This window comes from Lentilactobacillus diolivorans DSM 14421 (assembly GCF_001434255.1).
GTDB lineage: Bacteria > Bacillota > Bacilli > Lactobacillales > Lactobacillaceae > Lentilactobacillus > Lentilactobacillus diolivorans.
Map to the genome: position 1 here is coordinate 103,902 of NZ_AZEY01000023.1, position 12,365 is coordinate 116,266.

The window sequence follows — 12,365 nt, forward strand, 5'->3', positions numbered from 1 at the left end:
CGTTGTACTAACTACTAGCACTTACAGATAGTAGTTTTTCATTAAAACTGTTCAAAAACTATCATAGTAACTAAAATGGATCACCACGGGTGGGAAGACGGCCGCACTGATTTGTGATGTCTACAATCGTGACGGTACCCCATTTGCTGGTGATCCTCGTTTCGTTTTAAAGCGACTAAATCAATCATTGACTGATATTGATTGTGGCCATCTAAATGTTGGTGCCGAAATGGAGTACTTCCTATTTAAAGCAGATGAATCTGGCAAACCAACTGACACTTTGAATGATCAGGCTTCTTACTTTGATGTTTATCCAGATGATAATGGTGAGGCTTGTCGCCGAGAAACGGTTAATACATTGAAACAAATGGGCTTCCAGATTGAAGCCGATCATCATGAGGTCGCACCGGGTCAGTGCGAAATTGATTTTCGATTTGACGATGCGGTCATTACGGCAGATCGAATTCAACTGTTAAAGCTAGCCACCAAGGCGATTGCCGTTAAGTATGGCCTGCGGGCAACCTTTATGCCGAAACCAAAAGCTGGGATGAATGGTTCGGGGATGCATTTGAATACGTCTTTGTTTAAGGATGGCAAGAACCTGTTTGATGATTCCAAGGGTAGCCACGGTCTTTCTTCACTGGCCCTGAATTATTTAGCCGGTATTTTAGCTCATGCTCAAGCCTTTACCGCGATTACCAATCCAACCATTAATAGTTTCAAGCGATTAGTCCCGGGATTTGAAGCGCCAACCTATGTTGCTTGGGCCGTGGATAACCGGACAGCCTTGGTTCGAGTCCCTGATGGTCGTGGTCCGGCAACGCGGTTCGAATTACGGAGTGGCGATCCCTCCGCTAATCCATACTTGGCAATTTCGGCTTTGCTAGCTTCTGGATTAGATGGGATTCAACGTCAATTAACGCCCAATAAGAATGTTGAAGACAGCATTTATAACATGACGCCAGAACAACGGACCGATGCCAAAATTGTTGAATTGCCAAGCTCATTGCCGGCTGCACTGGCTAATTTGAAAAATGATGATATTTTAGCTAAATCTTTGGGAAGTGTTGTGCCAAAGTATCTGGAAATTAAGCAGGATGAGTTGACCAACTATCAGATGAGTGTCACTGATTGGGAAAAGAAGACTTATTTTAATGTTTAATGCTGGGATTAGGCAGGCATGAATCCTCGGTGTTTAATTAAACGTGAGTTTGCGATATTGTTAAAATGTGTAAATAAATAATGAAAGTTCGTTTAAAATAAAGTACTGTTAGAAATAATCGTAACGGCACTTTATTTTTTATCTCCATAAAGTCATAACTACTCTATACAATATTAAAAAAGCCCATTAAATGTCATTACTGGAATTGAAATATGTAAATTCATAAAAGAATAATTATCTAGTTTGGATCATAAAGGAAAATAGATTGTGAATTTGCAGATACGAACTAAATTGACAATTGTTGGATAATGGCATGTTTCTTTGGTTTATTTACCAAGGCCAGACTTATTCAGAAGATTGAAAGGAGACGTTAAATGCGATTATGGCATCAAAGCTTAATTAGCAGGTTGCCGCGGCAACAATTACTTGGTCAACATCGTGAAATCGCGGCACTTCGCGGAAATGGTTGGGGGAGACCCCACGCCACGGTCAACTATGTTTTTCAATATTCACCGTACAAGCTCTACCAATTCCACGTGCTTGTAATGAAAGAAATGCAACGGCGGGGTTATCATCCTGATTTAGCTTGGCTTGAACCGACTTATCGTGGGAAAAAATGTCCGGCTTATCAAACGATGAAGCAGGTGCCGCTAACAACGCCAATTTATCCAGAGCATAATGCCGAATACTTAGCCATTTGTTTGCATAACCTAGCGGGTAAGGGTATCTTTCTGGATTAATTTATCCGACACGCCATCCGTTTTGGAGATGGGTTGGTAAAAAATTAAAACGGACTCATTAACAAGTGTTGCAGTTGTTGGTGAGCCCGTTTCTTGTGGTTGATTAATGATGTTCAAAATAAATTTAAGTATGTCGCTTCCCTTGGCTTGCTTTACAAATTGAGTATGCAGTTAATTTTAGCGAGCTGTTTTCTGAACCCTAATATATCTTGATAAGTGATTATTCCATATTAAATCGAAATGATAGCGTTTGCGTACAGGGATATGTTAGGGTGAAATTGTAAATAGTTAATGCGCTGTTTTTTTTATGGGGGAGGGGCGTACTTTGAAAATCAAATTCAAGCGTTATTTGTATCGAATGATGTTAATGCTGGCGGGGGCGGCAATTATGCCGTTAGCTGGATATGTCATTCATCAGAATCAAGTTGTTCAAATGGTTCAGGCTGCGGCAATTCCAGCGGATGATGCCAAGTTACCGACATTTATGCCGAACGCCAAGCTACGGTACTTGGTTTGGGATAACTACAATGATCAAGCTGGAACCCAACCGATTGCCAGTCCAGCTGAGATGACGAAAGGTGATTTGGCTAAGTTACAAAAGTTGAACTATTCGCCGTCTTCAGGAAGTCCTCAGGCATACGTTGATGCAGGACCAATTGATGGTGGAAATGGTGGCATTGGTCCTAATAATCCAGGTAACTATTCGCTGGAAGGGCTGCAATATGCCACTAGTTTACAAGAAATTAACTTGTCGCCCAGTTTGGATTTCGCGCCAAAATATTTTCATGGTGACATTACGGATATTTCACCGTTGGCAGATTTGAAGAATTTAACTGAGGTTAATTTGTATAGTAACCGAATTTCTGATGTCACACCGCTGAAAAATTTAAAGAATATCAAAGAATTGCGACTTCAATACAATTGCATTGAAGATCTTTCGTCACTTAGTATCAGTAACTATAAATCATTTTCTTACTTTAAGCAGCAAGTTGTTCTGCCGACGGTTCATCTAACGGGGAATACTTATACCTGGCAGGCGCCGTTTAAAGAAAAATTACCTCAAGGAGTCGCCTATAACAAATATAATTTATACGGTCCCAATAAAGCTAACGATTATTGGTGGTATAAAGTTGATGCTAATGTCAAACCAATGCAGCAGGTGTTTTATACCGGCGATAAGGTCACTTGGACAGGTTCAGACAACTATGTTTTTAATAACTTGCTTCCTCAAGTGACGCCGGGACCGACCAACGATCCTTCAGGTGGTAGTTATCAAGTCTTGGGAAACCCTTATAAATATTATATGATCGGCGAGTATAAAGATGCGCAAATTAACTCAGGTTATCCAATTATGACATATTACCTGCCGTATGAGGACAATGTCAAAGCAATTGAATATCGGATTATTCCCTATGATCAGGCGACTAATGAACCAATTCCAAATTATGACCCGGTTAAAAAATCTGATCTACCGGGAACCGCCGTTGAAGTTCCGGAAATTGCAGGTTATACACCGATTGCCAAAACTGTCACGGTTCCTGAAAACGGCGGTGATGTGAAGGCTTGGTATACCAAGAACCCGGTTGCTCAGGGTACGGTAACTGTTCATTATGAAGATGATCAGAATAATCAATTGAAGGATGACACCAGTTCAACTGGGGATGTTAACAGCCCTTATACGGCGCCAACTCCCGATGCGACAATTACCGTTAATGGGATAACGTACAATTTTGTTGGCGTGAAACCGGGTGAATCAATTCCTACGACCTATACGGATCAGCCGCAAAGTTTCACCTATGTCTATTCTGAAAAGGCTGTTGATGTTGATTTGAACTATACCGTTAAGACGATTGATAGCAACGGTCAAGACTTAGGGAAGGGCTATACTGCCAGCGGTAAATCCGGCAGTGTGATTAAAGCACCAGCGATTGATGGTTATACGGTCAGTCCAGCCCAAACCGTGTTGGATAAAGACGGTCAGATTATTACTTTCGTTTACACCAAAAAAAGTACCGGCGGCGGAACCGGTGGCGGTGGCATCATTACGCCAATCATTCCAGCAACACCATTGACTCCGGCTACGCCAACAACCCCGGCAAAGCCAATCACGCCAGCGACACCGATTCCACCGACTGAGCCGGGTGTGGTCGCAAAGGGCGAAGTTATCTACGCCGTTAACAAAGTTTATTTATACAAGAATGCCACTTTCAAAAAGAGTCAGCGAGTAGCCAGTTATGACAAGAAGCCGCGGATTAACCGACCGATGTTTGTCGTGACGGACTATGCCAAATCCAGTAATGGTCGTTTACGTTATAAGGTTCGGGATGTTAACCATGTCACGAAAAACAAGTATCGAACAGGTTATCTGACGACTAATTCTAAATTCGTTGTACCGGTTTATTATCAAAGTAAGCCAAAAGTTGTTACCGTCATTAATCCAAAGGGCGTTAATGCTTATTACAACAAGAATTTAACCCGTAAAGTTAAGAACTATAAACAGGGAACCGTTTTAAAGGTTAAGGGAATCGTTCGCCATAATCTAACTACCCGGTTTATTTTAACTAATGGCCGCCATATCACCGCTAACCGAAAATTAGTCATTACAGGTAAATCCAAGGCAGCCAAGATGGTTCAAGCTAAGGGTGCGATTAACCGATACAGCAAGGCTAATTTAACCAAGCGGAACAAGCATTACAATAAACAGACCAAAAAAGTCTTCAAGGTTAAGCGCTGGGAGTATTCCCAAGCCAACAGTACCAAGAAGCACGGTGTGTTGAGATACCAAGTTGCTGGTGGTTATATTACTGGTAATTCGAAGTATGTCAAAATAATCAAATAATAGTCAAAAATAATTCTCCCAATTTTGTTTGAATTGGGGGAATTATTTTTTGCCCTTTTGAGTGTTACAAGGTATATTTGCTGGTAATTCGAGAGGTCAAATGGCATTGGCCCCCATAAAATAAGACACCCTATTAGTTGTTAACCGGGTGCATATATGTTAATATACTTCACATAAATTCATTCTGATATAAATGATAATTTATACTTTTCAAATCAACATGGTAGATAAGTCTGTTTTTGATTATGAAGGTGAACATCTTTGAAAGGGGATGGGAGCTGCATAAATTTTAAATCGATCTGGGGGGAACCGTTTAGCTTAACGAGATTGACTTGGGGTGATTAAAGTCTGATCGGATGGCTATTAACGGTTATCGTAATTGTTGGTTGGACTCGCTGCTTTTGCCTCGAAGGAGGAAGAGAGATATGACAAAAATTTCAACAATTTTTCCCGACTATCATTTTAAAAATGACCGCCTGACGTTATTAGCAGGGCCGTGTGCGATTGAAACATATGACACCTGCGCTCAGGTAGCTGAAACCTTAAAAGAAATTACTGATGAACTTGGCATTAACTATGTCTTCAAATCATCTTTCGATAAAGCCAATCGAAGTTCCGGCGATTCAAGCCGTGGTGCCGGCATGGCTCATGGATTGCCGATTTTACGTAAAATTAAAGAGACTTACCACGTCCCAATTGTTACCGATGTCCATGAATCATATCAATGTGACCCTGTGGCTGAAGTCGCAGATGTGCTACAAATTCCAGCATTCTTAAGCCGGCAAACCGATTTGTTGGTTGCTGCCGCAAAAACTCAGCGGGTGGTCAACATCAAAAAGGCCCAATTCATGGCTCCTGAGGATATGCAGGGAGCAGTTGATAAGATAACGCCTTTTTCAAATAAAATCCTGTTAACTGAACGTGGTTCTCAATTTGGTTATCATCAATTGATTGTTGACATGACCAGCTTAATTCGTTTGAGAAAAATGGGCTATCCGGTGATTTTTGACGCCACTCATTCGGTTCAGGTTCCCGGTGGTCACGGCAATCATTCTGGCGGTAACCGTGATTTTGCCTTTCCATTGATGAGGGCCGCATTGGCAATTGGGGTGGACGGTATTTTTGCGGAAGTCCATCCAGACCCACCTTCGGCAATTTCGGACGCTGACAATCAATTGTATTTAAATAAAATTAAGCCAATTCTAACCACGGCCGTCAAACTGTTTGATGAAAATCGTCAACAACAAGAGGAGTTGATGGCAGATGGCTTACTATGAAATTGCAAAGGAGATTTTTGAAGCAGAGAAGCAGGCTCTAACTGAAGTATCTGAGCGGTTGGATGATCATTTTGATCAACTGGTTGATATTATCGACAAAACTAGTGGTCGGGTCATCTTTATCGGGATTGGTAAATCAGAAATTGTTGCGCAAAAGATTGCCGCGTCGTTGTCGTCGATTGGGCAGCCCAGTTTTACGTTAGATGCTGCCACAACGTTTCACGGTGATTTAGGTAAAGTTTCTAAAGACGATACAGTTCTGTTTGTTTCCAATAGTGGTGAAACCCAAGAAGTGATTCAAACGTTATTTGCGCTTAGAACGATTTTTCCCAACGGCTTTACTTCAGTCGCCCTGACAGGGAACCCTAATTCCACTTTGGCGAAGAACACGGATTTATTGATTAACCTAAGTGTTGCAAAGGAAGCGGATATTACCGGGCTGGCACCGACATCGTCGACGACGGCAACGTTGGTTTTAGGGGATGCTTTGCTGGTAGCGTTGGAAAAGAAACGATCGTTTGATAAGAAACATTTTGCCCTGTACCATCCCGGCGGCAGCATTGGCAAAATGCTTCTGCAACGGGTGAAAAATGTGATGCACACAAAAATTCCGTATGTCCAAGAAGAAACACCAATTAATGATGTGATTTATACAATTAGTAATTTTGGAATTGGCATCACTTTAGTGAGAAACTCGGCGACCGATGAAATCACGGGGATTGTGACTGACGGTGATATTCGAAAAAAGTTTTTGGATGTGCCGGCAGTCAAGGAATCTGTCGCGAAAGATTATATGACAAGGGATTTTATTAGTATCAATCAAGAAAAAAGAAATCAGGAAGCGTGGCGGGTGATGGCCGGCCACAACATCTCCAATTTGGTTGTTAGAGACGATAAGAATCAAGTAGTGGGGGTAGTGACGATTCACGATGTATTTTAGTGGTTTATTGGAAGACGATCAGGTTTATTATGACCTAACCGTTTTCTGCTACGCCTTTATTCTAACCGTCGGTCCTCAAATACAGCCATTTCCTTTACAATCTCGGGAATGTTCGGATTTCTTGATAACCTGGCCGAAACTTGTTTTCTAACTATACTTTGGACAGTAAAAAAGAAGGTCAATGTCTGACCTTCTTTTTTTGATAATAACTGTTTTTAGTTGTGAGTAAAGGATTATTTAGGCCACAAAAAAGTCCCTGTTGGCGTCAGATGGCGTGGTAGCGGGGACTTTCTTTTAGATAATTCTGATCTGTGCCGCCGCGTTTTAAGCGGTTCGGCTTACCTAGCGAATACACTAATCATTATAACATACGTTTGACAGTCAATATCATTTTGGGTGAAGAATATTAAAGGATTATTCACTTATTGAGTTACTGAACGTTGTGCTTCTTCAAGTAGTCACTTAATGGGACTAATTTTTCAGCATAATAACGTTTCTTGAAATCATCAATTGTCTTTTGATCATATTTATCAGCGTCTAATGTCAATTTTTCAACTGGAATTGGTCGCTCATTGGTAATCTTGATATCAATTAAGACTGGCTTGCCAGCTTTGGTTAGCTCAACGGCCTTATCAAAAGCAGGTTTCATTTGATCAACTTTGTCAACGGTGATGCCAGTCATGCCCTGACCTTCAGCTACTTTAGCAAAATCAGTCTGTGGCAGGCTAATACCGAACCATTCATGGTTGTCATCCTCCTGCTCATCTTCAATAAAGCCAAGGGCGTCATTAGAGAAGACAACGTTGATCACTGGTAAGTGGTAGGCAACTTGGGTGCTGAGATCCTGCATGACCATGGCAGCTGCACCGTCACCAGCTAAATTAAAGACTTGACGATTTGGATAGCTCAGCTTTGCGGCAATTGATCCGGGTAGGCCGACACCCATTGTGGCAAATAGTCCTGAGGTGATCCAAGGTTGTTTGCCATTCACTTTGAGTAACCGAACCGCGTTCTGGGTGACATCGCCAACATCAATTGAGTAAATGGCATCGTCTTCAGAAATTCGGTTAATTTCCTTAAACGCAGGTTCAAACCGCAAATCACCATCTGTTCGATTCATCATGTCATCATTGTATTGATGCCAATTGGCAACATTATCAACATTGGCTGCATACCAGGCAGATGGTTGGCTGTCTTCGCCTAATTGAATGAACCGTTGCAACGATTTCTTGGCGTCGGCTAAAATGGCAACATCGGTCTTGTGACGTTTACCAAGCACTTGTGGATTGTTGTCAATTTGGATGAATTTAACATCAGGTTTAAACATGACTTCGGCAAATGGATAATTGGAACCAACAAACAACATAAGGTCAGTCTCTTGAAGCGCTTCGTTAGCTGGTTTTGAAGCAACTCGGGCAGCCGATCCAAGCAAGGCTTCAAAGTCGTAAGGAATAATTTCCTTGCCTAAAGCGGTCGTAATGACTGGAATTTGGAATTTCTTAGCGAATTGCATGACTTCATCAGCAGCGCCATAGGTTCCTTGACCTACGTAAAGGATTGGCTTCTTAGCTTGTTTAATCAAATCCAAAGCTTGGTTGATTTGCTCGTCGGAACCGGCACCTAATTCTGGTCTAGCAAAGTTCTTAGCTGAGCTATAGTAACCGTCAGCTGGGATCTCTTTGTCTGCCAGATCATTTGGAATGGTAACGAAAGCTGGCCCGTGTTGCGCAAACGCACGACGAATAGCTTCATCAAGGATATGCGGTAAACTTTCAGCGGTCATAACAGTTCGAGCGTAAACGCCAGCATCTTTGAACCATGGGTTTTCATCAAATTCTTGGAAGAAATCTTGGTTCATGAGTGCTTGTGGGTTTTGGCCAACGATGAATAGGGCTGGGACTTTATCCGCCATTGCATCGTAAGCGCCTTGGTACAGATGAGTCGCACCAGGACCGGCTGAACCGAAAGCAACACCGATGTGACCGGTTAGCTTGGTATCCGCAACAGCCGCCAAGGCACCGACTTCTTCGTGACGAACATGAATATATTTGATGCGGTCTTTTTCAGCGTCCAAAGCGTACATCAGGTTGTTGACCGTTCCACCTGGGATGCCATAAATATGATCAACATGCCAGCTTTCAAGGGTCCGTAATGCTGCAATACCTGAGTTAATTGTATTTGCCATAATCAAAATCCCCCGTTTCATTTTTTGATCGACAACCGGCTAACTTGCCTGGATTGTCTGGAATGCAGTCGCGCTAAAAGGCGTTGCATTCGACTTTTCAGTATTATGATAAGTTTCTTTGTGGGGAAAAACAATTAAATGCACTTATGAATTGTAAGCGGATTAGTTGCCGGTATTTTGATGATTGGCGCATTAAAATTCTCATCGTTTTGAAATCATAACACAGGGTCTATTTGTTAATGGGGTACTATATATGCTATAATGATCTGTATAGCCGAAAGATAATGTTAACTAGAAGTTGAACCTTTGCCGGATTGTTAGAAATTGCCAATGGTGGTAGTTTTCGAACGACTCTCTACGAAAGGGGGCTTTCAATGTTACAATTACGCGATCAGTTATTTAATATGTTGGCAAATACGCCATTGCCAAAAAATTATCGGATGTCATTAAAGGCGTTGTATCAGCGGACAGACTTATCTTGGGACTATCAATTTTCTGAGATTGCCCAGGCTTTTGAACAATTAGTTAAGTCCCACAATGTTAAAGGAAAACGAGTAAAGCTGAATAGTAAGCAAGAAGATTGGGAATTTTTAGGTATTCTATGATGATTTCATTTTCGGCTTGTCGAATAAAGATTCTGCTTCAGTTTATAAAACATCAACAAATAAAAGCAACTTGAAATCGCCCTTTAAGCGAATCCAAGTTGCTTTTATCATTTTGAACGTATCATTATTAGCCCTTTAAAACTGAATTCCAAAATAGGCGGTCTTTGATATTGATATTTAAATTACCAGAACGATCGGATTCTCTTTCAAAATGCTTAGCTAAAAAATTCTTCAATGTTTTCATGATAAGCAATACCCCCTTGGTAATAGTCAAACTAACTTGAAATTCATCAAATGGCGTTGGAATAATTGATTCTTATATGATGTTGTCCCTTTTCAACTCCAACTACAGTATAAGGCAAAAATCGTATAGCGGGTTAATAATTGTGCCTATGTTTACGCTTACATTGAAATATTTTTTACATTAGCGTAACAATTGTCATCGTTTTGGCTTATTTTTGTAATATTCGGCTTAAAAGAACGCCATAAATTAAATTCTAGGCAGTATTTATTTGTTTAGTGGGCATTCAAGATGGAGAAAAGCGCCAATCCGATTAGTTTATTTTTTCAAACTGGTGCGCTAAAGTTAACTTACATTGATTAAAGTCGTTGTCCATTAGGAAAGAAGCTGATTTGGATGGCAAAAGATTGGGTAAATACAGAATTTGAAGGCTCGAGTTTAACCGCATTTAATTTGGAGCGGGATGCACGATTTAAAGAATTAGAGGAACAGGTCCGCAATTTACAAATTGAGAATGCCTACCTAAAAGAACTGCGGAGACTGGGGAAGCGCGGGAAATCATTACCAATCAAGAAGTGTCGCGGCTGATCCATCGTCTCCGGTTCGCGTTTAAATTACAAGATATCTTGGATGTCCTGCATTTTTCCAAGGGGACCTATGAATATTGGGAAGGTCGGTTAAATCGCCAAGATCGGGATGCTGAATTAGTGACATTAATTCGACAGATTCGCAAGGAAAATAATGATTATGGTTATCGCCGAGTAACTGGTGCTCTGCGTGCACAGGGTGTCATTGTTAATAAGAAACGGGTCCAGCGAATCATGGCGAAATTGGGGATGCAGGTTAAGACCTTTGTGCCATCTCAAACTGATACATATCATTCTTATCGGGGAACCATCGGCAAAGTCTCAAAAAATCGGTTGCGGCGGCATTTCCGGACTAGTGTTTGTCATCAAAAGATTGTCACGGATACATCAGAATTAACGTATCTTGTCAGGCAGGCCGATGGTTGTTGGCAAAAGCATGGCTTATTTTTGGATGCATTTATGGATTTATATAATAGTGAAATTATTGCGTACCGGATTTCGGATCATCCTAATGAACAGGCGATTTTGGATGGTCTGAATGAAGCAATCCGAAAAACAAGTGACTGTCCATATCGACGGACATTTCATTCTGATCAGGGCGGTGATTATCAAGAAAAGCAATACTGCCAACTTTTAAAACACCACCGGATTTTTCAAAGCATGTCGCGAAAAGGCAATTGTTTTGATAACGCGGTGATTGAAAATTTCTTTAGCTTGTTAAAACGGGAAATGTATTATGGTAGAGATTTTCGTAACTATGAAACTTTAAAAGAAGCCATTGAACAATATATCGATTATTATAATTGTCGCCGAATTAAGGAAAAATTGGGATGGCGGAGTCCGGTGGCGTATCGGGAGAGTACTCAAGGAAGGTAAGAATATCATATATATTTTAAAGGGGATTGATTACTTGGTCTAATCAAGTTACGGATCAGTCTTTTAAATCATGAATAGCAAGGGCTTCGGCTGTCAATCGGGGTTGAGATCACGTTATAATGAGGGCGTATACAAAAAATAATTCACAAGGGGGAGTTATGGTGTGAATATTAAAATAAAACGTTATTTATTGACTGTTAGTTTGATGATCAGCGGAGTAGCACTTGCACCATTAGTTGGGAACAACTTCCAACATTATCCGTTTATCCAAATGGTTCAAGCTGCGACAACGGATGTCACGGATAGCACAAAACTATCGGAAGTGATGCCTAATGAAAAGTTGAGGAATTTGGTTTGGTATAATGTTAACTGGCAATATGATCAAGAAAACAAGCCTGAAGTTGCTGATACTGACGCTTTAACTGTCGGTGATTTAGGGCAACTAAAAAAGTTACAGTGGTGGCCAGAAGCATATTATCCTGATCCGGATTACATGGCTTGCGAACCGCTTAACGGGGGGAATGGTGCCTTAGGAGCTGCTAATCCAGGAGGTTCTTATTCTCTCGAAGGGTTACAATATGCCAAGAATCTGACTACTTTAGATATTGCTCAAAACTATAATTATGGTAAAAAGTATCGGAACAATGATGTTACTGATGTTTCACCATTAGCTAATTTAACAAAATTGACTGATATCGATCTACATGGTAATCGAATTACTGATATTACACCTATCAGTAAGCTACCAAATGTTACGAGACTAAATATTTCGTATAATCACATTAGCGATCTATCTTCTTTAAATACGTCCCAATACACAGGTAGTTTTACTTATGACTACCAAGTAATTGTCTTACCTAACGCGTTGTGCTAGTTATGAAACATTCAAGCATAGCGGCCAAGTTTCAAGCCG

General features: G+C 40.9%; 10 protein-coding genes. 9 read left to right on the forward strand and 1 reads right to left on the reverse strand.

Annotation, left to right across the window (positions count from 1 at the left end):
* Positions 1–109: 109 nt before the first annotated feature.
* From FC85_RS02945 to FC85_RS02965, 5 genes are all read left to right on the forward strand, one after another.
* Positions 110–1,162, forward strand: coding sequence for a glutamine synthetase family protein (locus FC85_RS02945; protein WP_225427628.1), 1,053 nt, complete (start codon positions 110–112; stop codon positions 1,160–1,162).
* 374 nt (positions 1,163–1,536) lie between these two features.
* Positions 1,537–1,902 (forward strand): TIGR02328 family protein, encoded by a 366-nt coding sequence (locus FC85_RS02950; protein WP_057864069.1) that lies wholly within the window; start codon positions 1,537–1,539, stop codon positions 1,900–1,902.
* Between the two features lie 325 nt (positions 1,903–2,227).
* The gene (locus FC85_RS02955; protein ID WP_057864070.1) at positions 2,228–4,741 is read left to right on the forward strand and encodes a DUF5776 domain-containing protein; all 2,514 of its coding nucleotides are present in this window, start codon (positions 2,228–2,230) and stop codon (positions 4,739–4,741) included.
* A gap of 425 nt (positions 4,742–5,166) precedes the next feature.
* The gene (gene kdsA, locus FC85_RS02960; protein WP_057864071.1) at positions 5,167–6,018 is read left to right on the forward strand and encodes a 3-deoxy-8-phosphooctulonate synthase; all 852 of its coding nucleotides are present in this window, start codon (positions 5,167–5,169) and stop codon (positions 6,016–6,018) included.
* A complete protein-coding gene (locus FC85_RS02965) occupies positions 6,005–6,958 on the forward strand; it encodes a KpsF/GutQ family sugar-phosphate isomerase (RefSeq protein WP_057864072.1) in 954 nt (317 codons plus the stop codon). Before kdsA ends, FC85_RS02965 begins: the two co-directional genes overlap by 14 nt.
* Before the next feature lie 430 nt (positions 6,959–7,388).
* Here the strand turns inward: FC85_RS02965 and spxB are convergent, their stop codons facing one another.
* Positions 7,389–9,143, reverse strand: a complete 1,755-nt coding sequence (spxB, locus tag FC85_RS02970; RefSeq protein WP_057864073.1) for a pyruvate oxidase — start codon at positions 9,141–9,143, stop codon at positions 7,389–7,391.
* A gap of 374 nt (positions 9,144–9,517) precedes the next feature.
* Here spxB and FC85_RS02975 point away from each other — a divergent pair, with 374 nt between their 5' ends.
* The 4 genes from FC85_RS02975 to FC85_RS02990 all read left to right on the forward strand — a co-directional run bounded on the left by FC85_RS02975 (position 9,518) and on the right by FC85_RS02990 (position 12,326).
* The gene (locus FC85_RS02975; protein WP_057864074.1) at positions 9,518–9,748 is read left to right on the forward strand and encodes a hypothetical protein; all 231 of its coding nucleotides are present in this window, start codon (positions 9,518–9,520) and stop codon (positions 9,746–9,748) included.
* Positions 9,749–10,385: 637 nt separating this feature from the next.
* On the forward strand, positions 10,386–10,577 hold the full coding sequence (locus FC85_RS02980; protein WP_057864075.1) for a hypothetical protein: 192 nt from the start codon (positions 10,386–10,388) through the stop codon (positions 10,575–10,577).
* The gene (locus FC85_RS02985; protein ID WP_083484908.1) at positions 10,565–11,452 is read left to right on the forward strand and encodes an IS3 family transposase; all 888 of its coding nucleotides are present in this window, start codon (positions 10,565–10,567) and stop codon (positions 11,450–11,452) included. The genes FC85_RS02980 and FC85_RS02985 overlap by 13 nt, the downstream gene beginning before the upstream one ends.
* A gap of 163 nt (positions 11,453–11,615) precedes the next feature.
* Positions 11,616–12,326 (forward strand): leucine-rich repeat domain-containing protein, encoded by a 711-nt coding sequence (locus tag FC85_RS02990; protein ID WP_057864076.1) that lies wholly within the window; start codon positions 11,616–11,618, stop codon positions 12,324–12,326.
* Positions 12,327–12,365 lie beyond the last annotated feature (39 nt).

Excerpts from the sequence above, each read along its gene's own strand:
- FC85_RS02950 (WP_057864069.1), top strand. The coding sequence starts at position 1,537 with ATGCGATTATGGCATCAAAGCTTAATTAGCAGGTTGCCGCGGCAACAA.
- kdsA (WP_057864071.1), top strand. The coding sequence starts at position 5,167 with ATGACAAAAATTTCAACAATTTTTCCCGACTATCATTTTAAAAATGAC.
- FC85_RS02965 (WP_057864072.1), top strand. The coding sequence starts at position 6,005 with ATGGCTTACTATGAAATTGCAAAGGAGATTTTTGAAGCAGAGAAGCAG.
- spxB (WP_057864073.1), bottom strand. The coding sequence starts at position 9,143 with ATGGCAAATACAATTAACTCAGGTATTGCAGCATTACGGACCCTTGAA.
- FC85_RS02975 (WP_057864074.1), top strand. The coding sequence starts at position 9,518 with ATGTTACAATTACGCGATCAGTTATTTAATATGTTGGCAAATACGCCA.
- FC85_RS02980 (WP_057864075.1), top strand. The coding sequence starts at position 10,386 with ATGGCAAAAGATTGGGTAAATACAGAATTTGAAGGCTCGAGTTTAACC.